This is a genomic window from Erwinia sp. LJJL01 (assembly GCF_047300805.2).
Classification (GTDB): Bacteria; Pseudomonadota; Gammaproteobacteria; order Enterobacterales; family Enterobacteriaceae; genus Erwinia; species Erwinia aphidicola.
Genome location: NZ_CP178576.1, coordinates 782,377 through 806,148, shown reverse-complemented (window position 1 = coordinate 806,148; position 23,772 = coordinate 782,377). Strand labels below are relative to the sequence as shown.

At 55.9% G+C, this 23,772-nt stretch carries 14 protein-coding genes, 2 tRNA genes and 3 rRNA genes; 7 read left to right on the top strand and 12 right to left on the bottom strand.

All coding sequences use genetic code 11. The features are described 5' to 3' along the window. Nucleotides 1-80 precede the first annotated feature (80 nt). The 6 genes from ACLI4M_RS04530 to ACLI4M_RS04505 all read left to right on the top strand — a co-directional run bounded on the left by ACLI4M_RS04530 (nucleotide 81) and on the right by ACLI4M_RS04505 (nucleotide 6,972). Nucleotides 81-1,621, top strand: a 16S ribosomal RNA gene (locus ACLI4M_RS04530). A gap of 73 nt (nucleotides 1,622-1,694) precedes the next feature. Continuing rightward, nucleotides 1,695-1,771, top strand: a tRNA-Ile gene (locus ACLI4M_RS04525). Nucleotides 1,772-1,905: 134 nt separating this feature from the next. Continuing rightward, nucleotides 1,906-1,981, top strand: a tRNA-Ala gene (locus tag ACLI4M_RS04520). Between the two features lie 207 nt (nucleotides 1,982-2,188). Continuing rightward, a 23S ribosomal RNA gene (locus ACLI4M_RS04515) occupies nucleotides 2,189-5,095 on the top strand. A 215-nt stretch (nucleotides 5,096-5,310) separates the two neighbouring features. Next, a 5S ribosomal RNA gene (gene rrf, locus ACLI4M_RS04510) occupies nucleotides 5,311-5,426 on the top strand. Together the 16S, 23S and 5S rRNA genes with 2 tRNA genes alongside form the textbook arrangement of a ribosomal RNA operon. A 244-nt stretch (nucleotides 5,427-5,670) precedes the next feature. Further along, nucleotides 5,671-6,972, top strand: coding sequence for an MFS transporter (locus tag ACLI4M_RS04505; protein ID WP_062818112.1), 1,302 nt, complete (start codon nucleotides 5,671-5,673; stop codon nucleotides 6,970-6,972). Here the strand turns inward: ACLI4M_RS04505 and ACLI4M_RS04500 are convergent, their stop codons facing one another. The 5 genes from ACLI4M_RS04500 to trxC form a co-directional block, all read right to left on the bottom strand. Continuing rightward, nucleotides 6,973-7,293 (bottom strand): YfiM family lipoprotein, encoded by a 321-nt coding sequence (locus ACLI4M_RS04500; RefSeq protein WP_048915025.1) that lies wholly within the window; start codon nucleotides 7,291-7,293, stop codon nucleotides 6,973-6,975. Nucleotides 7,294-7,352: 59 nt separating this feature from the next. After that, entirely contained in the window at nucleotides 7,353-8,711 is a 1,359-nt protein-coding gene (pssA, locus tag ACLI4M_RS04495) for a CDP-diacylglycerol--serine O-phosphatidyltransferase (RefSeq protein WP_180276729.1), read from the bottom strand. A 96-nt stretch (nucleotides 8,712-8,807) separates the two neighbouring features. Then, the gene (locus ACLI4M_RS04490) at nucleotides 8,808-11,477 is read right to left on the bottom strand and encodes a bifunctional acetate--CoA ligase family protein/GNAT family N-acetyltransferase (RefSeq protein ID WP_133622909.1); all 2,670 of its coding nucleotides are present in this window, start codon (nucleotides 11,475-11,477) and stop codon (nucleotides 8,808-8,810) included. A 70-nt stretch (nucleotides 11,478-11,547) separates the two neighbouring features. Continuing rightward, entirely contained in the window at nucleotides 11,548-12,261 is a 714-nt protein-coding gene (locus ACLI4M_RS04485; protein WP_133622910.1) for a tRNA-uridine aminocarboxypropyltransferase, read from the bottom strand. Between the two features lie 63 nt (nucleotides 12,262-12,324). After that, nucleotides 12,325-12,744, bottom strand: coding sequence for a thioredoxin TrxC (gene trxC / locus ACLI4M_RS04480; protein ID WP_133622911.1), 420 nt, complete (start codon nucleotides 12,742-12,744; stop codon nucleotides 12,325-12,327). Nucleotides 12,745-12,979: 235 nt separating this feature from the next. On the opposite strand from trxC, the gene ACLI4M_RS04475 reads away from it, so the two are divergent. Beyond that, nucleotides 12,980-14,017, top strand: coding sequence for a tRNA/rRNA methyltransferase (locus ACLI4M_RS04475; protein WP_099753747.1), 1,038 nt, complete (start codon nucleotides 12,980-12,982; stop codon nucleotides 14,015-14,017). 59 nt (nucleotides 14,018-14,076) lie between these two features. Here ACLI4M_RS04475 and emrB read toward each other — a convergent pair whose 3' ends face one another. The 7 genes from emrB to nrdF all read right to left on the bottom strand — a co-directional run bounded on the left by emrB (nucleotide 14,077) and on the right by nrdF (nucleotide 23,689). Continuing rightward, nucleotides 14,077-15,612, bottom strand: a complete 1,536-nt coding sequence (gene emrB, locus ACLI4M_RS04470; RefSeq protein ID WP_133622912.1) for a multidrug efflux MFS transporter permease subunit EmrB — start codon at nucleotides 15,610-15,612, stop codon at nucleotides 14,077-14,079. Between the two features lie 17 nt (nucleotides 15,613-15,629). Further along, entirely contained in the window at nucleotides 15,630-16,802 is a 1,173-nt protein-coding gene (gene emrA / locus ACLI4M_RS04465; protein WP_133622913.1) for a multidrug efflux MFS transporter periplasmic adaptor subunit EmrA, read from the bottom strand. A 161-nt stretch (nucleotides 16,803-16,963) separates the two neighbouring features. Further along, nucleotides 16,964-17,494 (bottom strand): transcriptional repressor MprA, encoded by a 531-nt coding sequence (mprA, locus tag ACLI4M_RS04460; protein ID WP_048915033.1) that lies wholly within the window; start codon nucleotides 17,492-17,494, stop codon nucleotides 16,964-16,966. Between the two features lie 1,416 nt (nucleotides 17,495-18,910). Continuing rightward, nucleotides 18,911-19,906: a glycine betaine/L-proline ABC transporter substrate-binding protein ProX gene (proX, locus tag ACLI4M_RS04455; protein ID WP_133622914.1), complete on the bottom strand. Its 996-nt coding sequence runs from the start codon at nucleotides 19,904-19,906 to the stop codon at nucleotides 18,911-18,913. Nucleotides 19,907-19,974: 68 nt separating this feature from the next. Continuing rightward, nucleotides 19,975-21,141, bottom strand: coding sequence for a glycine betaine/L-proline ABC transporter permease ProW (gene proW / locus ACLI4M_RS04450; RefSeq protein ID WP_133622915.1), 1,167 nt, complete (start codon nucleotides 21,139-21,141; stop codon nucleotides 19,975-19,977). After that, entirely contained in the window at nucleotides 21,138-22,334 is a 1,197-nt protein-coding gene (gene proV, locus ACLI4M_RS04445; RefSeq protein ID WP_133622916.1) for a glycine betaine/L-proline ABC transporter ATP-binding protein ProV, read from the bottom strand. Before proV ends, proW begins: the two co-directional genes overlap by 4 nt. A gap of 395 nt (nucleotides 22,335-22,729) precedes the next feature. Further along, the gene (nrdF, locus tag ACLI4M_RS04440; protein WP_133622917.1) at nucleotides 22,730-23,689 is read right to left on the bottom strand and encodes a class 1b ribonucleoside-diphosphate reductase subunit beta; all 960 of its coding nucleotides are present in this window, start codon (nucleotides 23,687-23,689) and stop codon (nucleotides 22,730-22,732) included. Between the last annotated feature and the right edge of the window lie 83 nt (nucleotides 23,690-23,772).

Sequence of the window (23,772 nt, the reverse complement as noted above, 5' to 3'; positions counted from 1 at the left end):
CACGAGTGAACACATAATGAAATTCATTATGACGTTTTACAGATGAGCACCGCTGAACTTGTTTCAGCAAATCGAACTTTTAATTGAAGAGTTTGATCATGGCTCAGATTGAACGCTGGCGGCAGGCCTAACACATGCAAGTCGAACGGTAGCACAGAGAGCTTGCTCTTGGGTGACGAGTGGCGGACGGGTGAGTAATGTCTGGGAAACTGCCCGATGGAGGGGGATAACTACTGGAAACGGTAGCTAATACCGCATAACGTCTTCGGACCAAAGTGGGGGACCTTCGGGCCTCACACCATCGGATGTGCCCAGATGGGATTAGCTAGTAGGTGGGGTAACGGCTCACCTAGGCGACGATCCCTAGCTGGTCTGAGAGGATGACCAGCCACACTGGAACTGAGACACGGTCCAGACTCCTACGGGAGGCAGCAGTGGGGAATATTGCACAATGGGCGAAAGCCTGATGCAGCCATGCCGCGTGTATGAAGAAGGCCTTCGGGTTGTAAAGTACTTTCAGTGGGGAGGAAGGCGATGAAGTTAATAGCTTCGTCGATTGACGTTACCCGCAGAAGAAGCACCGGCTAACTCCGTGCCAGCAGCCGCGGTAATACGGAGGGTGCAAGCGTTAATCGGAATTACTGGGCGTAAAGCGCACGCAGGCGGTCTGTCAAGTCGGATGTGAAATCCCCGGGCTCAACCTGGGAACTGCATTCGAAACTGGCAGGCTAGAGTCTTGTAGAGGGGGGTAGAATTCCAGGTGTAGCGGTGAAATGCGTAGAGATCTGGAGGAATACCGGTGGCGAAGGCGGCCCCCTGGACAAAGACTGACGCTCAGGTGCGAAAGCGTGGGGAGCAAACAGGATTAGATACCCTGGTAGTCCACGCCGTAAACGATGTCGACTTGGAGGTTGTGCCCTTGAGGCGTGGCTTCCGGAGCTAACGCGTTAAGTCGACCGCCTGGGGAGTACGGCCGCAAGGTTAAAACTCAAATGAATTGACGGGGGCCCGCACAAGCGGTGGAGCATGTGGTTTAATTCGATGCAACGCGAAGAACCTTACCTGGCCTTGACATCCACGGAATTTGGCAGAGATGCCTTAGTGCCTTCGGGAACCGTGAGACAGGTGCTGCATGGCTGTCGTCAGCTCGTGTTGTGAAATGTTGGGTTAAGTCCCGCAACGAGCGCAACCCTTATCCTTTGTTGCCAGCGAGTAATGTCGGGAACTCAAAGGAGACTGCCGGTGATAAACCGGAGGAAGGTGGGGATGACGTCAAGTCATCATGGCCCTTACGGCCAGGGCTACACACGTGCTACAATGGCGCATACAAAGAGAAGCGACCTCGCGAGAGCAAGCGGACCTCATAAAGTGCGTCGTAGTCCGGATCGGAGTCTGCAACTCGACTCCGTGAAGTCGGAATCGCTAGTAATCGTAGATCAGAATGCTACGGTGAATACGTTCCCGGGCCTTGTACACACCGCCCGTCACACCATGGGAGTGGGTTGCAAAAGAAGTAGGTAGCTTAACCTTCGGGAGGGCGCTTACCACTTTGTGATTCATGACTGGGGTGAAGTCGTAACAAGGTAACCGTAGGGGAACCTGCGGTTGGATCACCTCCTTACCTGAAGATACCTTCCCGCGTAGTGTCCACACAGATTGTCTGATGAAAAAGTAACGAGCAGAAAAACCTCTACAGGCTTGTAGCTCAGGTGGTTAGAGCGCACCCCTGATAAGGGTGAGGTCGGTGGTTCAAGTCCACTCAGGCCTACCAAATTTGCACTCATGCGGCGTTATGCACTCGGTCGTTTACCAACGTAAACTTCCCTCCTGCATGCCTTGCCTGAGCACAAATTACATTTCTTCTTTGGAATGTAATGGTAGTAAAAGGTTTCTGTAAGACTGTATGGGGCTATAGCTCAGCTGGGAGAGCGCCTGCCTTGCACGCAGGAGGTCAGCGGTTCGATCCCGCTTAGCTCCACCATACTGTTTTTCTAAATAAAATACTTCAGAGTGTGCTGGATAACAGCATGCTGCGAAGTATTATGCTCTTTAACAATCCGGAACAAGCTGAAAATTGAAACGACGCGTCGCGTTCATTCTCCGTAATAAGAATGAAACTAACGATGCGTTCGAGTCTCTCAAATGCTCACGACAGCATGCTGTCCTTCGGGACGCTTGTGGGTTGTGAGGTTAAGCGACTAAGCGTACACGGTGGATGCCTAGGCAGTCAGAGGCGATGAAGGGCGTGCTAATCTGCGATAAGCGTCGGTAAGGTGATATGAACCGCAACAACCGACGATACCCGAATGGGGAAACCCAGTGTGATACGTCACACTATCATGTCATGAATACATAGTGGCATGAGGCGAACCGGGGGAACTGAAACATCTAAGTACCCCGAGGAAAAGAAATCAACCGAGATTCCCCCAGTAGCGGCGAGCGAACGGGGAACAGCCCAGAACCTGAATCAGCGGGTGCATTAGTGGAAGCGTCTGGAAAGTCGCAGGGTACAGGGTGATACTCCCGTACACAAAAATGCACTCGCTGTGAGTTCGATGAGTAGGGCGGGACACGTGACATCCTGTCTGAATATGGGGGGACCATCCTCCAAGGCTAAATACTCCTGACTGACCGATAGTGAACCAGTACCGTGAGGGAAAGGCGAAAAGAACCCCGGCGAGGGGAGTGAAACAGAACCTGAAACCGTGTACGTACAAGCAGTGGGAGCACCTTCGTGGTGTGACTGCGTACCTTTTGTATAATGGGTCAGCGACTTATATTCTGTAGCAAGGTTAACCGTATAGGGGAGCCGCAGGGAAACCGAGTCTTAACTGGGCGTTAAGTTGCAGGGTATAGACCCGAAACCCGGTGATCTAGCCATGGGCAGGTTGAAGGTTGGGTAACACTAACTGGAGGACCGAACCGACTAATGTTGAAAAATTAGCGGATGACTTGTGGCTGGGGGTGAAAGGCCAATCAAACCGGGAGATAGCTGGTTCTCCCCGAAAGCTATTTAGGTAGCGCCTCGTGAACTCATCTTCGGGGGTAGAGCACTGTTTCGGCTAGGGGGCCATCCCGGCTTACCAACCCGATGCAAACTGCGAATACCGAAGAATGTTATCACGGGAGACACACGGCGGGTGCTAACGTCCGTCGTGAAGAGGGAAACAACCCAGACCGCCAGCTAAGGTCCCAAAGTCATGGTTAAGTGGGAAACGATGTGGGAAGGCACAGACAGCCAGGATGTTGGCTTAGAAGCAGCCATCATTTAAAGAAAGCGTAATAGCTCACTGGTCGAGTCGGCCTGCGCGGAAGATGTAACGGGGCTAAACCATGCACCGAAGCTGCGGCAGCGATACGCAAGTATTGTTGGGTAGGGGAGCGTTCTGTAAGCCGTTGAAGGTGTGCTGTGAGGCATGCTGGAGGTATCAGAAGTGCGAATGCTGACATAAGTAACGATAAAGCGGGTGAAAAGCCCGCTCGCCGGAAGACCAAGGGTTCCTGTCCAACGTTAATCGGGGCAGGGTGAGTCGACCCCTAAGGCGAGGCCGAAAGGCGTAGTCGATGGGAAACGGGTTAATATTCCCGTACTCGGTGTTACTGCGAAGGGGGGACGGAGAAGGCTATGTTAGCCGGGCGACGGTTGTCCCGGTTTAAGCATGTAGGCGGAGAGTTTAGGTAAATCCGGACTCTTATCAACGCTGAGGTGTGATGACGAGGCACTACGGTGCTGAAGTAACAAATGCCCTGCTTCCAGGAAAAGCCTCTAAGCATCAGGTAACATCGAATCGTACCCCAAACCGACACAGGTGGTCAGGTAGAGAATACCAAGGCGCTTGAGAGAACTCGGGTGAAGGAACTAGGCAAAATGGTGCCGTAACTTCGGGAGAAGGCACGCTGTCGCTAGGTGAAGTCACTTGCTGACGGAGCTGAAGGCAGTCGAAGATACCAGCTGGCTGCAACTGTTTATTAAAAACACAGCACTGTGCAAACACGAAAGTGGACGTATACGGTGTGACGCCTGCCCGGTGCCGGAAGGTTAATTGATGGGGTTATCCGTAAGGAGAAGCTCTTGATCGAAGCCCCGGTAAACGGCGGCCGTAACTATAACGGTCCTAAGGTAGCGAAATTCCTTGTCGGGTAAGTTCCGACCTGCACGAATGGCGTAATGATGGCCAGGCTGTCTCCACCCGAGACTCAGTGAAATTGAACTCGCTGTGAAGATGCAGTGTACCCGCGGCAAGACGGAAAGACCCCGTGAACCTTTACTACAGCTTGACACTGAACATTGAGCCTTGATGTGTAGGATAGGTGGGAGGCTTTGAAGCGTGGACGCCAGTCTGCGTGGAGCCAACCTTGAAATACCACCCTTTAACGTTTGATGTTCTAACCTGGCGCCGTGATCCGGCGTGGGGACAGTGTCTGGTGGGTAGTTTGACTGGGGCGGTCTCCTCCTAAAGAGTAACGGAGGAGCACGAAGGTTAGCTAATCACGGTCGGACATCGTGAGGTTAGTGCAATGGCATAAGCTAGCTTGACTGCGAGAGTGACGGCTCGAGCAGGTGCGAAAGCAGGTCATAGTGATCCGGTGGTTCTGAATGGAAGGGCCATCGCTCAACGGATAAAAGGTACTCCGGGGATAACAGGCTGATACCGCCCAAGAGTTCATATCGACGGCGGTGTTTGGCACCTCGATGTCGGCTCATCACATCCTGGGGCTGAAGTAGGTCCCAAGGGTACGGCTGTTCGCCGTTTAAAGTGGTACGCGAGCTGGGTTTAGAACGTCGTGAGACAGTTCGGTCCCTATCTGCCGTGGGCGCTGGAGAATTGAGAGGGGTTGCTCCTAGTACGAGAGGACCGGAGTGAACGCACCACTGGTGTTCGGGTTGTCATGCCAATGGCATTGCCCGGTAGCTAAGTGCGGAAAAGATAAGCGCTGAAAGCATCTAAGCGCGAAACTTGCCTCGAGATGAATTCTCCCTGGGTCCTTGAGACCCCTGAAGGGACGTTGAAGACTACGACGTTGATAGGCCGGGTGTGTAAGCGCAGCGATGCGTTGAGCTAACCGGTACTAATGACCCGTGAGGCTTAACCTTACAACGCCAGAAGCGTTCTGGTGTGCGTTATGAGAGACGCAAAAGAGATTTTCAGCCTGTGACCGGATAACAATTTAGCGGGAACGAAATATTTTGTGCTGAAGCAAGGCGGCAAGCGAAGGAAAGGAGGGAGCATACTGAAGTATGTGACTGACTTTGCGAGCGCGGCCAACGCAGCAGCAGTGCAAAATATTCGTTTCGTGCACCAAGATTTGCCTGGCGGCTTTAGCGCGGTGGTCCCACCTGACCCCATGCCGAACTCAGAAGTGAAACGCCGTAGCGCCGATGGTAGTGTGGGGTCTCCCCATGCGAGAGTAGGGAACTGCCAGGCATCAAATAAAGCAATAACCCCGACCGAAAGGCCGGGGTTTTTTGCATTTCAGAATCCCCTTACCTTTATCTTCCCTCGGTCTTGTTCGCCATTCTCTGCCACTATGTAATAATCAATGCTGGCTCACATAAAACAAAATCAATCCTTATAAAACAAATTCTTAACAAACGCACATTTGAGTTAACTGTTACATTAACCAACTTAGGTGCTATTAAAGCAGGGAAAGAACTTACGAGGTTATTACATGGCAGAGTCCATCACCGAAACACATTCGCAGGCGCAAAATCCAATGAGCGCCCGCCAGCGCATCTGGGCAATCGTCGGTGCCTCATCCGGCAATCTCGTTGAGTGGTTCGACTTTTACGTCTACTCATTCTGCTCACTCTATTTCGCTCATATCTTCTTCCCGAGCGGCAACCCGACCACACAGCTGTTACAAACCGCAGGCGTCTTTGCTGCCGGATTCCTGATGCGGCCAATCGGCGGCTGGCTGTTTGGCTACATTGGCGATAAGCATGGGCGTAAAACGTCAATGCTGATCTCCGTGTGCATGATGTGCTTCGGTTCACTGGTTATCGCCTGTTTGCCGGGCTATGAAAGCATTGGCGTCTGGGCGCCGGTGCTGCTGCTGCTGGCGCGCCTGTTCCAGGGGCTATCCGTCGGAGGCGAATACGGCACCAGTGCAACCTACATGAGTGAAGTGGCAATAGAAGGGCGCAAAGGTTTCTACGCATCCTTCCAGTATGTCACTCTGATTGGCGGGCAGCTGCTGGCTTTGCTGACGGTGGTGGTACTGCAGCAGGTGCTGTCGGATGAAGATCTGCGCAGTTGGGGATGGCGCATTCCGTTCGCTATTGGCGCAGCGCTGGCCATAGTGGCGCTCTACCTGCGACGTTCACTGAATGAAACTTCAGATGATAAAACCCGCGGGCATAAAGATGCCGGATCGCTGAAGGGGCTGTGGAAGCACCGCCGCGCCTTTATCATGGTGTTGGGCTTTACGGCCGGAGGTTCACTCAGCTTCTACACGTTTACCACTTATATGCAGAAATACCTGGTGAATACGTCGGGAATGGACCATAAGACCGCCAGCGGGCTGATGACGATAGCCCTGTTTGTCTTTATGCTGCTGCAGCCGTTAATTGGCGCACTGTCGGATAAGATCGGGCGCCGCAACTCGATGCTGATCTTCGGGGGCTTTGCTGCGGTATGTACCGTGCCGATCCTTAGCGTGCTGCAAACCGTCAGCAGCCCGGTTCTGGCCTTCGCATTAGTCATGCTGGCCCTGCTGATCACCAGCTTCTACACCTCAATCAGCGGGATCCTCAAGGCGGAAATGTTCCCGCCCGAGGTGCGCGCCCTGGGGGTTGGCCTGTCTTATGCCGTGGCGAATGCGCTGTTTGGTGGCTCGGCGGAGTACGTGGCGCTGTCGCTGAAAGCGGCAGGCAGCGAAACCAGCTTCTTCTGGTATGTTTCCGCCATGGGCGCCGTTGCCTTCCTTGTTTCGCTGATGCTCCATCGCAGAGGCAAAGGGCTGAAACTGTAGTTACTGGCCGAGATTCCATAATGCATAGCCGGTGGCAGCACCGGCTATATCCCAGCTAAAATCCTTCCAGCTCCAGCCGCTCCCGCCTTCCCGGCTGTCATAAAACTCTTTTGCCGCCCCCAGACTGACGGAAAACAGCACGCCGAAGCTGCCGCTGTGGCCCGGACTCCAGTTTTGACGTTCGCCGTAAGCACTCCCCGCGGCGGAGAGAAAGGCCGATGAGAAAAAGTGCTGCGCTTTATCGCGCCCGGTCCACCGATCCTGGGCCATATGAGTACAGCCGCTGCACATTAACAGTAGCGCCAGCAGGAAAAAACGCATCGTCAACTCCCATAAAAAAGCCCTGTAAAAACAGGGCTGGATTTGAGCATTATAGTCGCTTACAGGATGCGGCTAATTAACCGGTCGATACGAATACGGCGCAGGCGACGGATGAGCTTGCGAACTTTAACCGGATAATCGGCGATGCTCTCCAGATCGTGGAAATGCTGCACGATCGTGGTGTGCTCACGGATCAGGCTCAGCTCGCGGTCGCGCTGTTCAGTCAGCTGCTGGAGCGGATCGTGGATCAGCACCGCGTTTTCGAGATCGAGGCGCCAGGCGCGCGGATTGAGGTTATTACCGGTCACCATCATCCACTCGTCATCTACCCACAGCCCCTTCAGGTGATAGCTGTTTTCACCATCTTTCCACAGGCGCACCGTCAGCTGCCCGCTGTTGATGTAATACTGCAAACGGCTGAGGAAGCGTCGCAGGTTAATCTCGTACAGATAAGGCAGCGCACCGATAATTTTGAACGGCTGATCTTGCGGAATATAGAAGTCGTTGGCGGTCTTATCACCAACAATAATCTCCACCTCTCTGCCCCGGCGCAGCAGCCAGATAATATTGCGCACCAGAATAGCCGGCAGATTAAAGTACGGCGTACAGATAGTCAGCTTCTGTTCGGCGCAGGGCATCAGATGGAAAATGGTTTTGTTCAACAGGCTGCGCTTACCTAACCCGACCAGCGGGGTGACCGCCAGCTCTTCGTTGTTCGCATCGCCGTTAAACTGATAATCAAAACCGCGCAGATCCTGACGGAACTGGCGCGTTTCATTCTTAATCTCCGGGCTTTTTGGGCGTTCAACCTGGTCGAGGCGATGCACGGCTTCGGCCTGAATCAGGTTGGTATCGATCCATTTAAACATGGTATCGGCCAGCACGCGGTTGCCGATCAGCTGATAGCGATCGTAACGGTATTTATCTTTCTGATGCAGGTAGACGTCGTTAAAGCTGGCGCCGGTGTAAAACAGCGTATCATCAATAATTGACCCTTTGAGATGCAGCACCCCAAGGGCTTCACGGGTATTGACAGGGATGCCATAAACCGGAATGGCAAAGCCGGGATTTTCCGCGGCCATCTCACAGTACCAGTCAGCGTTAGTGGCGCATGCGGCTGCACCGATGCGGCCGCGCTGGGCGCGATGCCAGTCAACCAGTATGCGGATGTCCAGCTCCGGGCGCTGTTTTTTCGCCGCATACAGTGCAGAAAGGATGGCGCGGCCACCCTCATCATTTTCCAGATAGAGAGCCACGATGCAGATGCGCCGGGACGCAGACGCAATTTTTTCCAGCAGCGTCTCGCGAAATTCCGCCGGGGAGTACAGCGTGGTGAAATCAGCAACTGACTGAGAAATTTTTGGCAGTTGCGCAAGGTGCTGTTGGTGTTTGTTTCGGTTGAATTTAGACAACATCACAGTGCGTTTCTTCTCTGTTCATGGAATGGCCTTTTGCCATAAAATCATCACTCTAACCGCGAATAATACCATTAGTTGGTGCGGATAGGGTGAGATTTACTTTTCAAGAAATATCTCTGCGGATTGCAGCGGTAGCGAAAGCCCGACGATACCCTCCTCCAGCTGCACTTCGACCGCAAATCCCAGCTTGCGCGCTAACGTCACCATGCCTTTGTTGCCCGGCATAGTAATTCCGTTGAGCTGCTGTAACCCATGCTGGCGCGTATAGATAATCATCTTCTCCAGCAATCTTCGGCCCAGCCCTAATCCCTTCAGGTCAGAGCGCACCAGCACGGAAAACTCGGCATCAATATTATCGGCATCCGAAATCGCGCGGGTCACACCAATAATCTCATCGCTGCCGTTATGCTGGCGAACCGCGACGATCGCCATTTCCCGATCGTAGTCGATCTGAGTCATATTCGCCAAGTCGTCATGGGTGAACTCATTGATCTCACTGAAGTAACGATAGTAGAGATCCTCTTTTGTCACCCGGGCGATAAACTGCTGTAGCAGCGGCTCATCCTCAGGGAGGATCGGCCGGAACAGGCAATGCTGACCATTCTTCAGCTCGACCGCCTCCTCCAGCGAGTGTGGATAGGGACGGATCGCCAGCCGGGCTTCGGCATCGCCGTGAAATTCCGCCAGCTGGAGCGTCACGTCCAGCAGGGTAAACTCACTGCCGCTCGCCAGCAGCGGATGAATATCCAGCCGCACAATCTCCGGACAGTCGACAATCAGGTTTGATACCTGCACCAGCACCTGGCTCAGTCCCGCGACATCCAGCGGATGCAGAGCGCTACGGCCGCGAATCTTCCCACTCTTAATTGCCTGAATGACCAGATAACGCGCCAGCGTCATGTTGAGCGGCGGCAGGGCCACCACCGCCTGACGGTCGGCCTGCCAGCTTACGCCGCCTTCACCCAGCATAATCACCGGCCCGAACAGCGGATCCTGCTCCACCACAATGCGCAGCTCCTGTGCCCCGGCACGGTTCGCCATACTCTGCACCAGCAGGCCATGCACCCGCGCCTGTGGCCAGGTCAGCCGCACGCGATCAACAATCGCATTCGCCGCCTGTTCCACCTCTTCCGGGCTACGCAGATAGAGCATCACCCCCTGAACTTCCGACTTGTGCGGAATATCCGGCGAGCGCAGCTTCAGCGCCACCGGGTAACCAATCTGTCCGGCGATACGCACCGCTTCAGCGCTGTCGCCCGCAATCCAGGTTGGCAGCGTTGTCAGCCCGTAAGCCTGCAAGATCGGCTGCACTTCATGGGTATCCAGCGTGCTGGCGCTTTCACTCAGCGCTTGCTGGATCAGACGGTGCGCATCGGCGGTATTGGCGGTGAGGTTAGCGGGTAGCGCCGGCGTTTCACGCAGCTGTTTCTGGTTACGGCGATACTCCACCATATGCATAAACGCGGTGACGGTGCCTTCCGGAGTGCGGTAAGTGGGAATGCCGCCGTCACTAAACAGGCGGCGTGCCTCCAGGGATGAGAACTCGCCGCACCAGTTGGTCAGCAGCGTAAGCTGCTTGCCGCGTGGATGCTGCTTCACCAGCTCAATCACTTTTTGCGCGGTCAGCGTGGGGGGGGCTACCGCGCTGGGCGCATGGATAATCAGCAGGGCGTCGAGGTCATGGCTGTCGAGCAGCAGAGAGAGCGCCTGCAGATAGCGTTCCGGAGTTGCATCATCTTTCAGATCGAGCGGGTTACCGGGCGTGATACCTTCCGGTAGCTGCGCGCTCAGCTGGGTAAGTAAAGGCTCACTCAGCGTGGCGAGCTTGCCGTTGCGCGCATCCAGCGCATCCAGCGCCAGCGCCGCCGGTGCCGCGCCGTTGCTGATAATCATCAGGCGTTCGCCGCGCAGCGGGCGCATATGGCTGAGCGTCTCCACTGCCGAAAACAGTTCGTGAGTGTCCTGCACGCGCAGTAATCCGGCGCGCTGAATGGCGGCATCCCACGCGGCATCCATCCCGCCGTGCGTGCGCAGCAGCTGCTGTGCCTGCGGGCTGCGGCCACTTTTGATCACCAGAATGGGTTTATTGCGGGCGGCGCTGCGGGCAGCGGAGACAAAGCGACGCGCATCGCTGAGATGTTCGAGATAAAGCAGGATCGCGCTGGTTTTGCCGTCGCGTGCCAGGAAGTCCAGCAGGTCATCGGCATCAATATCCAGGCTGTCGCCGAGCGCGATAAACCACGAGAAGCCCAGCTGGCGCTGCTGTGCCCAGTCGAGAATGGTGTTGGAGACCGCCGCAGACTGCGAAATAAACGCCAGCTTGCCCGGCGTAATCGGCACCGGCGAGAAGCTGGCATTCAGCCCCTGCCAGGGCGCCAGCAGGCCAAGGCTGTTCGGACCAAGCAGGCGGATCTGCCAGCGGCTGGCGCAGGCTTTCAGCTCGGTCAGCTGCTCTTCCGGGGCGGAGAGAATAATGCAGGCTTTACAGCCGCGTTCGCCCAGCGCGCCAAGCAGCTCAAGATTGCGTTTTGCATGGGTGCAGATAATGGCGAGATCGGGCGACAGCGGCAGGCTGGCAATATCGGGCCAGGCCAGCACGCCGCATACGGCCTGGTATTTTGGCGTCACCGGCAGCACCGGGCCGCTAAAGCCCCCGGCCAGCAGATTACGCATCATCAGATAACCGGCGCGTTCTGGCCGGGTCGAGGCACCGATCACCGCAATGGATTTCGGTCGTAGCAGGGCTTCAAGTCCGCGCTGGCTCATCTTCGTTCCCTCTGACAACGATGGGTTAATTCTACCTGTTGTCGGGCGAAGTTGTTGCCTGGTGTGTCAGTTAATTGATCGCTGGCGCTTTTTCGTCATCATTTTCAGCCGCCTGCTGTGGATGATGCGGCTTGCCCGCCAGATAGCGCTGGCGAAACAGATCGAAATGCTGAAACAGCGCTTCACCAGCGGAAGTATCACCGGCCTGCAGCAGCAGCTCGGCCGCCACTTCAGCAGTACAGTGCTGGCCAGCCGCATGCGCCACGCGCAGCTGATAGTTGGACGGGCGCGTCAGGTTAAGCGACATCACCGGCAGCGCATCCAGCCACGGGCTTTTACGGAACATTTTGCGCGCCTCGGTCCAGGTGCCGTCGAGCACAATAAATAGCGGAGGCTTACCGCTCAGCGGCGGGCTGTTCAGTACCGTGCGGCCCTCATCAGCGTAGGAGGCGGGAAACACCACCATCGGCTGATACTGCGGATCGCGCACTGCGGCAAGCAGTGCCGGGTCCGGCTCGGTGCGCGACCAGCCGAACGCCAGCGTGTCCGGCAGGATATCGGCAATCAGGCGACCGGTGTTGCTTGGCTTCATCGGCTCGCTGTCAAACATCACCAGGCAGAAACGGCTGCGCGCCTGCTGCGGGCTGAGCGTCGCGCACAGGCAGTTCTTTTCTGGCAGCAGGCAGCGCTGGCAGCGGCGGGTGCGGTTACCTCGGGCAAGGAAAGGGCGGGTGGCACGGGCGAGACGGGCAGCGCGCAGGCGCAGAACGGCGTTATCGGTCATCTTGGATCATCAGCGAAAAACGCTATTCTAACGGATTGTGGCCGGGCATGCCCGGCCAGATGCTTACAGGTTTTCGTCCAGCCACTCTTCGAACGGCGCTTTCGGCATTGCCCCGTTCAGCATGTCGGCCATCTGGCCCTGCTTGAACACCATAATGGTGGGGATGCTGCGAATGCGGAAGCGCGCGCTCAGCTCCGGCTCAGCCTCGGTATTCACCTTCAGGAAGCGGATCTGACCGCTGCGCTCCTGAGCCACGGATTCATACACCGGGGCAAAGTTGACGCACGGCCCGCACCACGGTGCCCAGAAGTCGATTACCACCGGCAGGTCGTCCTGGAGATATTTATCCAGCGTGGCTGCCGTGGCATTCACCACGTGGCCGTCGAATAAGTCATTGCCGCAGCGGCCGCATTTCGCGCCGTCGGACACGCGCTCGACGGGGACGCGATTGGTGGCCTGGCAGGATGCACAAACGGTATTCATTATTCACCTCAGTCTGGTAGTAAGTGATTACTTACTGCTTTTTTCAGTAAATCAGCCAGCATTATGCTGGCCCCGTTAATGTGGAACAACGCGATTTGTTCAATGGGTATAATAGGTAATGTCTGGCAAACTGGCTGCGCGCCTGAACGGCCCACTCTTTTATTGGAAGTTAATAGCTAAGCGCCGCCACATCAGGTAATCTGCGCGCTTCGCGCTCAGCCCAGGTGGAGGAAAAATGAACGACGAATTTAAAGGTAAGAGCGGCAAGGTCAAAGTGATGTATGTCCGCGGCGATGACGAGAAGAGCACCAAGGGCGGGAACCCCCGTACCGGTAAAGGCGCTCCTCGTCCACAGCAGGATGGCGCACGCCGTCCGGCACGAAATGCAGACAGCAAGCCACGTGGCGGGCGCGATCGCGACGAAGGGCACTCTGACTCTCCGTGGCGTACCGTTTCCCGTGCGCCAAATGCAGTAGCAGACGATAAGCCGGATCACGGCGGTATCAGCGGTAAAAGCTATATCGACCCGGAGCAGATCCGTCGTCAGCGTATGGAAGAGACGCGCGTATATGGCGAAAATGCCTGCCAGGCGCTGTTCCAGAGCCGTCCGGAGTGCATCGTGCGCGCCTGGTTTATCCAGAGCGTAACGCCGCGTTTCCGTGAAGCACTGAAGTATATGGCGGCTAACCGCAAGGCTTACCACACCGTGGACGAAGCCGAGCTGCAGAAAGCCTCCGGCACCGAGCACCATGGTGGCGTCTGCTTCCTGATCAAGAAGCGCTCGGGCATGCCGGTCAGCGAATGGCTGTCAACCGCAGGTGAGAAAGACTGCGTGCTGGCGCTGGAAGATATCGGCAACCCGCACAACCTCGGTGGCATTATGCGCAGCTGTGCGCACTTTGGCGTCAAAGGTTTGCTGGTGGATGATGCTTCGATGCTGGAGTCAGGCGCTGCGGTGCGTACCGCAGAAGGTGGCGCAGAGCACGTTCAGGCCATTAGCGGCGAAAGCTTTGCTGCCGGTCTGAGTGCGTTCCGTAAAGCCGGTTATACCATCGTGACCACGTCCAGTCATAAAGGCGTGCCGCTGTCCCGTGCAGAGCTGCCGGCCAAAATGGTGCTGGTGCTGGGTCAGGAACGCGATGGTCTGTCTGACAGCACGTTCGATCAGGGCGACCTCAGCGTCTCCATCGGCGGTACCGGTAAGGTAGAAAGCCTGAACGTCTCCGTAGCAACCGGCGTCCTGCTGGCTGAATGGTGGCGTCAGAACGCCTGATGCAGTGATAAAAAGGGGGCGGCCATTAACGTGGTCGCCCCCTTTTTTATGCCGGCAGTTTAGTGCGCGCCGCCGCCTCCGCCGCCTGCACCAAACGGTGGCCGGGCAAACCATATCAGCACCAGCAGCAGGATAAACACCCCGGCAGAAGCCCAGAAAATCTCATTGGCGGAGATAATCAGCCCCTGATTGGTGATCTGCTGCGCGATATATGCAGAAGCCTGGTCGTGGGTCATCCCCAGCTGTTGCAGCTTCGCGTACATCTCCTGGCTGTTAGTACTGTACGGCGTGACCGATTCGGTTAATTGAGCGTGGTGCAACGACTCACGATCGCTCCACATGGTGGTGGTGATCGAGGTGCCAATCGAACCCGCCAGCGTACGGGTGAAGTTCGACAGGCTCGATGCCGCTGCCAGCCTCTCCGGCGGTAAGCCTGACAGCGTAATGGTGGTCAACGGCATAAAGAAGCAGGCCACGGCAAAGCCCTGGATAAACTGCGGCCACGCCGATGCGCCAAAGTCCATGCCCGGTTCAAAGGTATACGCACGCCAGTAGAAGCACACCGCATACATAATGAAGCTGAAGGTGACCAGCCGTCGCATATCCAGCTTATGCGCAAAACGGCCAATAATCGGCGACAGGATCACTGGGATAATCCCAACCGGCGCCGATGCCAGCCCTGCCCAGGTGGCGGTATAACCGTACACCTCCTGCAGCAGCTGCGGCAGCAAAACAATCGAGCCGAAGTAGAGCATATAGGCGAGACTGATTGACAGACAGCCGATGGTGAAATTGCGCGATTTAAACAGCGACAAATCCACTATCGGGTGGTCGTCGGTCAACTCCCACACCAGTAGCACCGCCAGGGCTACGACGGCAACGACCGTTAAAATAATGATTTCAGGTGAGCTGAACCAGTCCAGCTCTTTACCACGGTCCAGCATCACCTGCAGACAGCCGATACCCACTACCAGCAGCACCAGGCCAACGGTATCAATCGGGCGGATCACCGTTTCCGTTTCACGGTTGCGCAGCGTTTGTAGGGCAAGGATCACCACCACCACACCAATCGGCACGTTGATAAAGAAGATCCAGCCCCAGTGATAGTTATCGCTGATCCAGCCGCCGAGGATCGGGCCGCAGATCGGCGCGACGATCACCGTCATCGCCCACAGTGAAAGCGCCATACTGCGCTTCGCCGGAGGGTAATTGCTCAGCAGCAGGCTCTGCGACAGCGGGATCAGCGGCCCAGCGACCACCCCCTGAATCACGCGGAAGAAGATCAGCATGGTCAGGCTTTCGGACATGCCGCAGGCCCATGACGCGATGGCAAACGCCACCGTCGACCACAGGAACAGTTTCACCTCACCAAAACGCTTGGCCAGCCAGCCGGTGATCGGGATTGAAATGGCGTTAGCCACGCCAAACGAGGTGATCACCCAGGTTCCCTGAGAGTTCGATGCCCCCAGGTTTCCGGCAATAGTGGGGATCGCCACGTTAGCAATCGTGGAGTCCAGCACCTGCATAAATGTTGCCAGCGACAGCGCAATGGTCATCAGGACCAGCTGCGTGCCTTCAAGCGGTTTACGCGCCATAACAGCCTCCCGCTGGCTTAGCCGGCATTGGCACGGATGATATCAGCGATCAGGGCATTCGCCGGCGCCAGGTCCAGCGCCAGAGCGCTACTTTCATAGGCCGGTTTGCTGCGCACGCTGGTCGCCAGCACCGCGCCTTCAGCGTTAGCCGTATCGATTTTCACCAGCGTTGACAGGCCGATGCGCAGCGGATGCTTCGCGACCTCCGCTGGGTCGAGCTCGATACGTACCGGCAGGCGCTGCACCACTTTGATCCAGTTACCGGTGGCGTTCTGAGCCGGAAGCAGGGAGAACGCGCTGCCGGTACCCATATCCAGGCCAACCACTTTACCGTGGTAAATCACGTCGTCACCGTAGATATCAGCCACCACGGTCGCTGGCTGGCCGATACGCACGCCCGCCAGCTGGGTCTCTTTAAAGTTAGCGTCCACCCACAGATTACTTGCCGGCACGATCGCCAGCAGAGGGGTGGTGGTGGAGATCTGCGAACCGACCTGGACGCTGCGGCGTGAGACATAGCCGTCAATCGGGCTGACCACATTCGTGCGCTGCAGGGCCAGCCAGGCATCACGCAGCTCCGCCGCGCTCTGTTTGACCGCCGGCTGATTTTCCAGCGAGGTGTTGAGCACCGCCGCCTGATTGGCATTGTATTGCTGCACTGCCACATCCAGCTGAGCCCTGGCGGTGGCGACGGCATCACGTGCGTGCTGCAGATCTTCCTTACCGATCAGGTTTGCGGCACCCAGCGGTTCACGGCGGCGTAAATCCGCCTGCGCCTGGTCGAGCGCCGTTTTTTGCAAATCGATCGTGGCCTGATACTGCTTGCCGTTGATAATTAGCTGATGCGTCTGGCGCACGCTGGTGGCGAGAGCCGTTTGCGCTTTTTCAAACGCCTGCTCAGCATCCGTGCGGTCAAGCGTCACCAGCACATCGCCTTTTTTGACAAAATCAGTGTCGTCAAACCACACTTTATTGACGCTACCTGAAACCTGCGCCATCACCTGCGCCTGGTTTCCAGCAACATAGGCATCGTCCGTTTCCTGATAGTGCCGCAGCACCAGGAACCAGTAAGTCAGATAAGCCACCCCGATAATGACGAACAGCACAGCCAAAATAATCAGCGCGCGTTTACGCGTCTTCTTTTTATCTTTAGGCTGCTGCGGGTTTTGTTCCACCGCGCTTGCACTCATGGTTTTCTCCAGGTTTTCTTGCCATATGGGCTCGCCTCCATCATCACTGGTGACGAACGCCCGAGTCTAAAATGCCAGCGTGATTAGCGCTGGCATGAGGGGGCTTAAAGTAGCGGTTTCCAGTAAATGGTGTGTCGCACAATATGCTATTACGGGAACTATTAACGAGAAAGCGAGGCGACCACTTCTTCTTCGTCCATCTGATCCAGGCGGTTCAACAGCTTACGCGTGATCGCTTCCAGCTGTGTTTTTTCGGAACCGCTAAGTGATGACCACAGTAACTGCAGGCACTGATGCTGCGGTGGCAGCAGCTGGCGCAGGAACTCGTTTCCTTTAGGCGTCAAATGCAGGTGCAGGCAGCGGCGATCGTTATCGCTTTCACGGCGTTCAATCCAGCCACGTTTTTCCAGTTCATCAGCAATACGGGTGGCGTTGGTACGGGAAGATCCGAGAGCGGAGCTCAGCTCTGACGGTTGAATGCTGTGGTCTTCCTGTGCATCCAGCGTAATCAATGCCATAAACAGCGTCTCGTTAATCCCCTGAGCCTTGAGCATTTTATTGCGATTTTCCAGCAATTTACTCTGCATATGCATGCAGAGACGCGTCAGCATAATCTCCTGAAGGGGGAAATCTTTCTGACGGTTAGCGCGAAAATTTAGCATCTGTTCAATAGGGGTAAACGAACTTTCCATTCTGAAGGAACCTCACTAGTTGCAACTGGTATAGTAACGATGATGACTAATAAAGTAACGCGACATTTCGCCAGCCTGTGATGGTGTTCACTACGCTGCTGTCATCATCAGTAGTTTCCAGGTCTTTCCATAACCCAGGGCGCTTAGTGCGCGAAAGAGCAATGCTGTGCATACAATGGGGTACACAGCAGGCCAAAAACCGATTGGGCTGGCACAAGTTGGTGATGGAGCTGTATTAAAATGGGACAGTAACCCGGTAACAAAGTTGGTGAATTACCCGAGCGCTTTTTACGCAATAACTGAATAATTTCACGTGAAAAAATAACCAGCCTGAATAAATTGCGCATAACCTTACCAGAGTGCGAAATGCGTTAACAGGCCGCGGTGTCTGAAAAAACTTCATTTTTTCCGCAAAAAATCATTGGCCAGCGCCCTGGAAATCAAGCCGTACCACCCGTTAAAAAGGTTAAGTAAGGTTAACAAAACACCGATTGTACAAACCTTATACCCGGCTGAACGATCGCACTCAGATGAGTAATGTGCCCGGCCTGCAGCGGCAGGTCGAGTAGCAGAATCCCGATAATCAGGGCCAGCAGTGGATTGGGCATCGTGGTAACAGGCGAGGGGCAGAGCACTAGCGGCAGAGACTGGCGCAATCTGGACGAGATTAAGGCCAGAGCGGGAGGCGTTCATGACAATCTATGTGGACTAAAGAAATGTCTCATAGGCTAATAGTAATCCAGAAAACTATTTTACTCACATGATAATTGACAGGACAAACCAGTTGTCCGCCTGGCAGGATAACCGTAGGGGGTGACCGCTTTTCGGGTCGCCCCGAATTTAGGATTGTAGCGCCATAAGGTCGACCGAAAAAGAAGGTCGACCCCTACGAAAATCCTATTGGCCACGCGGACTCAATGCATGGGTCGACCGAAAAGAAGGCCGCCCCTTACGAAAATCATCCTGGCCACGCGGACTCAATGCATGGGTCGACCGAAAAAGAAGGTCGACCCCTACGAAAATCCTATTGGCCACGCGGACTCAATGCATGGGTCGACCGAAAAGAAGGCCGCCCCCTACGAAAATCATCCTGGCCACGCGGACTCAATGCATGGGTCGACCGAAAAGAAGGCCGCCCCCTACGAAAATCATCCTGGCCACGCGGACTCAATGCATGGGTCGACCGAAAAGAAGGTCGCCCCCTGCGAAAATCATCCTGGCCACGCGGACTCAATGCATGGGTCGACCGAAAAGAAGGTCGCCCCCTGCGAAAATCCTATTGGCCACGCGGACTCAATGCATGGGTCGACCGAAAAGAAGGCCGCCCCCTACGAAAATCATCCTGGCCACGCGGACTCAATGTAGGGGGCGACCGCTTTTCGGGTCGCCCCGCGTTAACCGGTAATCAAGGCTGATTTATTTACCCGCAGCCAGCGCGTCTTTCACCCAGCCATCGAACTGGGCCTGATGCGCTTTGATCCAGCCGTCAACGTGAGCATTAATATCCGCTTCGGAAGACTGGCCCTGGTGCATACGCGAGTTCTGCGCATTGATATCGGCAATCGGCAGCTTCATCTCGGCAAACAGCTTCGCCGCGGCTGGATTCTTCTCCGCCCAGGCTTTGTTCGCCACGATATGCATGGTGTTCACCGGGAAGCCATAGTTCGCACCGTTCGGCAGCCTGGTATCCACATCTTTCTGCTCGCCCGGCATGGAGGAGAATGGCACCTGCAGCCACACCACATCACGGCCCGGAACCAGTACATCGCTTACCCAGTACGGCGTCCAGGTGTAATACAGCACCGGCTTGCCCTCTTTAAAGCGGGTGATGGTATCGGCAATCATCGCCGAATAGTTACCCTGATTGTGCTCCACGTTGTTGCTCAGGTCGTAGGCTTTTATCTGATGATTAATCACCGCTTCACAGCCCCAGCCTGGCGTACACCCGGTCAGATCGGCTTTGCCGTCTTCGTTGGTATCAAACAGTTTGGCGATTTTCGCATCTTTTAGCTGATCGATACGCGTAATGTGGTACTTCTCGGCGGTTTTTTTGTCGATCAAATACCCCTGCGCCGCGCCCTGCACATAGGTGCCCTGGCGATAGAATTTGGCATCGCCGCCGGCGGCCTTATACATATCATCATGCAGCGGCTGCCAGTTGGTGGCGATAAACGTCGTATCACCTGCGGCGATCGAGGTGTAAGCCACGTTATAGTCAACTTCACTCGGGTCATCGACGGTGTAGCCGAGCTTCTCCAGCGCGCGGCTCACCAGCAGCGTCTGGAATGTCTCTTCGGTGATGGTGCTCTGCGCCGGCTTAACGGTAATGCCTTTACCCGGTAAATCGGCGGCAGAAACCTGAACGGTAGCCAGAGTGGTGAATGCAGCGGCCAGCAAGGTCATCTTGCGCATAGTTATTCCTTTTTATCATGGGTCTTGCGGAGGAGGCAGGCGGCGCGCAACGGGCGCCGCCGGAAGCGTTATTTGGCGAACGGGCGGGTAATCAGCCCCAGAGGACCGCTGGCGTACCAGCGGCGGTTACCGCGGCTGCGGCTGTCACGGCCCAGTGACTGGGTCAGGCGGTCGAGGATAATCGCCAGAATCACGATGCCGACGCCACCGACGGTCGCCAGCCCCATATCGAGGCGGCCAATCCCGCGCAGCACCATCTGGCCGAGGCCGCCCACGGCGATCATCGAGGCGATAACCACCATCGACAGCGCCAGCATCAGGGTCTGGTTAACCCCGGCCATAATGGTCGGCATCGCCAGCGGCAGCTGTACTTTAAACAGCATCTGGCGCGGGCTGGCCCCGAAGGATTCTGCGGCTTCTACCAGATCGGCGGGCACCTGCTTAATCCCCAGAATGGTCAGGCGCACAATCGGCGGCAGGGCGAAGATAATGGTCACCACCACGCCGGGTACGTTACCGATGCCGAACAGCATCACGATAGGCACCAGGTAAACAAACGCCGGAGTGGTCTGCATCGCATCGAGCAGTGGGCGAATAATCTTTGCCGCACGTTGGCTGCGCGCCAGCCAGATGCCAAGCGGCAGCCCGATAATAATGCAGAACAGCAGGGCGGTCAGCACCAGCGCCAGCGTCACCATGGCCTGCGACCAGGCCCCAATCGCGCCAATCGCAATCAGCGACACCAGCGTGGCGATGCCCATGCCGAGGCTGGAGAGCTGCCAGGCAATAAGCGAGAAGACCATAATCGCCACCGGGGCCGGCATGCCCAGCAGCATGTGCTGAAAGGCGCTGAGGATATAGTCCACCGGCAGGCGGATCCCCTGAAACAGCGGGCGGAAGTGGGAAACGATCCAGTCAATCGCCGTGGTTACCCAGCCGTCGAGTGGGATCAGCGTTTTGTGAAACGGGTCAAGAATATTGAAGTGTTCGGCCTGCGGGGCCGGAGCGCTGTTCAGCCAGTCGCTGCCGCTGGCCGCCGCCTCATGTCCGCCGCCGGAGGGGGCGCCCCACGCATCCGTGCTGCCGCCTGCTGCCGCATCGGGTGCGGGCTGGCTGGTGGCGGCATCCGAGGGAGAACCCCACGGATCGCTGCTGCTGGTGGCCGTGCTACCGTCAGCAGGTGCGCGGGTGGTCTGGGCGCTGGTGTCCCACGGATTACTGGTTTGCTCGCTCATGCCTGACCCCCGTCACGATCTAATGCCTGCAATAACATGCCTTTGGAAATAATGCCGATGTACTGACCCTCGTCGCCGGTAATCGGCACCGCGCAGGGGGCCTGCGCCACGTGGGAGAGTAGATCGCTCAGCGAAGTCTCGGCCGCCATCGGCGTCGGGCTTGCCAGCATTGCCTGATCCAGCCCTTCACCGGCGGCCAGGGCGGCCTTCAGCGAGTCAATCGATACGGTGCCAACAAAGCGCTGTTTTTCCAGCACGTAGCCGTACTCGCGGTCATTATCCTGCAGTAGCTTGATTGCCGAGCGCGGGCCGAAGCCGGGCGCTTTACGGATCAGTGCGGCGGCGCTGCGGCGGGCGATATCTTTTGCGCTAAACACCTGGCTGATATCGACGCCGCGGAAGAAGGTGCGCACGTAGTCATTGGCCGGATTATTCAGGATCTCATCCGGGGTGCCGACCTGCACCACTTCGCCGCCCTGCATAATGGCAATGCGGTCGCCAATGCGCATCGCTTCGTCGAGGTCATGAGAGATAAATACGATAGTGCGCTGGTGGCGCGACTGTAATTTCACCAGCTCGTCCTGCATTTCGGTGCGAATCAGGGGATCGAGCGCGGAGAAAGCCTCATCCATCAATAATATGTCGGGGTTAATTGCCAGCGCTCGTGCTAATCCAACGCGCTGACGCATCCCGCCGGAGAGTTCATCGGGATAAGCATGAGCATAATTATCCAGCCCCACCTGGTGCAGCGCATCCATGGCTTTATCCTGGCGCTCCTGTAACGGGACGCCAGCTAATTCCATGCCGAAGGCGGTATTATTTAACACGTTCATATGCGGCATCAGTGCGAATGACTGGAATACCATGCTGATTTTATTTCTGCGGACTTCGCGTAATGCGCTGTCGGATATTTTGGCAATATCTTCGCCATCAATGATGACCTGGCCGCGGGTGGGTTCTATCAGACGATTGAGAAGGCGAACCATGGTGGATTTCCCTGAACCGGATAACCCCATGATGACAAAGATCTCGCCTTCTTCAATGGCCAGACTGGCGTCTTTCACGCCAAGAGACAGGCCAGTTTTCTCCAGCAGTGCCTCTTTACTGATTCCTTTTTCAATATGCTTAAATGCGCGCTCGGGATTTTCCCCAAAGACTTTATATAAATTCTTAACTTCTAATTTAATAGCCATGCATTAATTTATTTCCGGTTATTGGTGGGTTTTATTATATTATCTCTTCTGTGTGGTCAAATATTATCGGCCTATACCGTAGCACACTGAGAATCTGAGACAACCCTAAATGGCCAGATCAAAAATGCATAATGAGATGCCCGTCCTGGCTAATGCCAGAGCGGGTAAGGGATTGCAGCGGATTGAACGAGGGTGAAAAAAATGAATATTCTGTTGAGAATGGTCCTGGTAGGGCTGGAATTGGTGTACGGTCAGAGGGGAATATGCGGAAAATAATCGTCATAAAACTGCCATATTTATCACGTCGATCGGCTTCTGAATGGCTGAAATTAAATGACTAATATAGCGGGGGGACGGTGAAAAATGGCTGCCGTTGGCAGCCACTGCTAAAGAGATTAAAAGTTCCAGTCTTCATCTTCGGTATCGACCGCTTTACCCATCACATAGGAGGAGCCGGAGCCGGAGAAGAAGTCGTGGTTTTCATCGGCGTTTGGCGACAGCGCCGAGAGGATAGCCGGGTTAACATCGGTCATCTCAGAGGGGAACAGCGCCTCGTAGCCGAGGTTCATCAGCGCCTTGTTGGCATTGTAATGCAGGAACTTTTTCACCTCTTCCTGCCAGCCGACGCCTGCGTACAGCGCATCGGTATATTCAATTTCGTTTTCATACAGCGCCAGCAGCAGTTCTACGGCGAACTGTTGCAGCTCCTCTTTGCGCTGCGGCGTCTCTTTTTCCAGGGCTTTCTGATACTTGTAGCCGATGTAGTAACCGTGAACCGCCTCATCTTTGATAATCAAACGGATCAGATCGGCGGTGTTAGTCAGCTTGCCGCGGCTCGACCAGTACATCGGCAGGTAGAAGCCAGAGTAGAACAGGAACGATTCGAGGAACACGCTGGCGATCTTCTTCTTTAGCGGGTCGTTTTCGTAGTAGTGCTGCAGAATGATCTCTGCCTTGCGCTGCAGCGGGGCATTCTCTTCGCTCCAGGCGTAGGCGGCATCAACATCGCTGGTGTGGCACAGCGTGGAGAAGATCGAACTGTAAGAGCGGGCATGCACCGCTTCCATAAAGCTGATGTTCGACATCACGGCCTCTTCATGCGGCGTCAGCGCATCGGCCATCAGCGCCGGAGCGCCGAGGGTGTTCTGGATGGTATCGAGCAGCGTCAGGCCGGTGAACACGCGGATGGTCAGCTGTTGCTCATCGGCATTCAGGGAGTTCCACGCCGGAATATCGTTAGACAGCGGTACCTTTTCCGGCAGCCAGAAGTTGCTGGTCAGGCGGTTCCACACTTCCAGATCTTTCTCGTCTTCGATGTTGTTCCAGTTGATGGCGTGAACTTTTTTTAATTTCATGGTGTTGTTCCTGGGCGGATCCTGGTGGGGCAGGCATGCCTTACCCTACGCTATGCGGTGCGTTATTCGTAGGGGCGGGGCAT

Coding starts and splice junctions, on each gene's coding strand:
- proX (WP_133622914.1), bottom strand. CDS start 19,906: ATGCGCAAGATGACCTTGCTGGCCGCTGCATTCACCACTCTGGCTACC.
- ACLI4M_RS04490 (WP_133622909.1), bottom strand. CDS start 11,477: ATGAGCCAGCGCGGACTTGAAGCCCTGCTACGACCGAAATCCATTGCG.
- ACLI4M_RS04505 (WP_062818112.1), top strand. CDS start 5,671: ATGGCAGAGTCCATCACCGAAACACATTCGCAGGCGCAAAATCCAATG.
- ACLI4M_RS04485 (WP_133622910.1), bottom strand. CDS start 12,261: ATGACCGATAACGCCGTTCTGCGCCTGCGCGCTGCCCGTCTCGCCCGT.
- emrA (WP_133622913.1), bottom strand. CDS start 16,802: ATGAGTGCAAGCGCGGTGGAACAAAACCCGCAGCAGCCTAAAGATAAA.
- proW (WP_133622915.1), bottom strand. CDS start 21,141: ATGAGCGAGCAAACCAGTAATCCGTGGGACACCAGCGCCCAGACCACC.
- ACLI4M_RS04500 (WP_048915025.1), bottom strand. CDS start 7,293: ATGCGTTTTTTCCTGCTGGCGCTACTGTTAATGTGCAGCGGCTGTACT.
- emrB (WP_133622912.1), bottom strand. CDS start 15,612: ATGGCGCGTAAACCGCTTGAAGGCACGCAGCTGGTCCTGATGACCATT.
- trxC (WP_133622911.1), bottom strand. CDS start 12,744: ATGAATACCGTTTGTGCATCCTGCCAGGCCACCAATCGCGTCCCCGTC.
- ACLI4M_RS04475 (WP_099753747.1), top strand. CDS start 12,980: ATGAACGACGAATTTAAAGGTAAGAGCGGCAAGGTCAAAGTGATGTAT.
- nrdF (WP_133622917.1), bottom strand. CDS start 23,689: ATGAAATTAAAAAAAGTTCACGCCATCAACTGGAACAACATCGAAGAC.
- proV (WP_133622916.1), bottom strand. CDS start 22,334: ATGGCTATTAAATTAGAAGTTAAGAATTTATATAAAGTCTTTGGGGAA.
- mprA (WP_048915033.1), bottom strand. CDS start 17,494: ATGGAAAGTTCGTTTACCCCTATTGAACAGATGCTAAATTTTCGCGCT.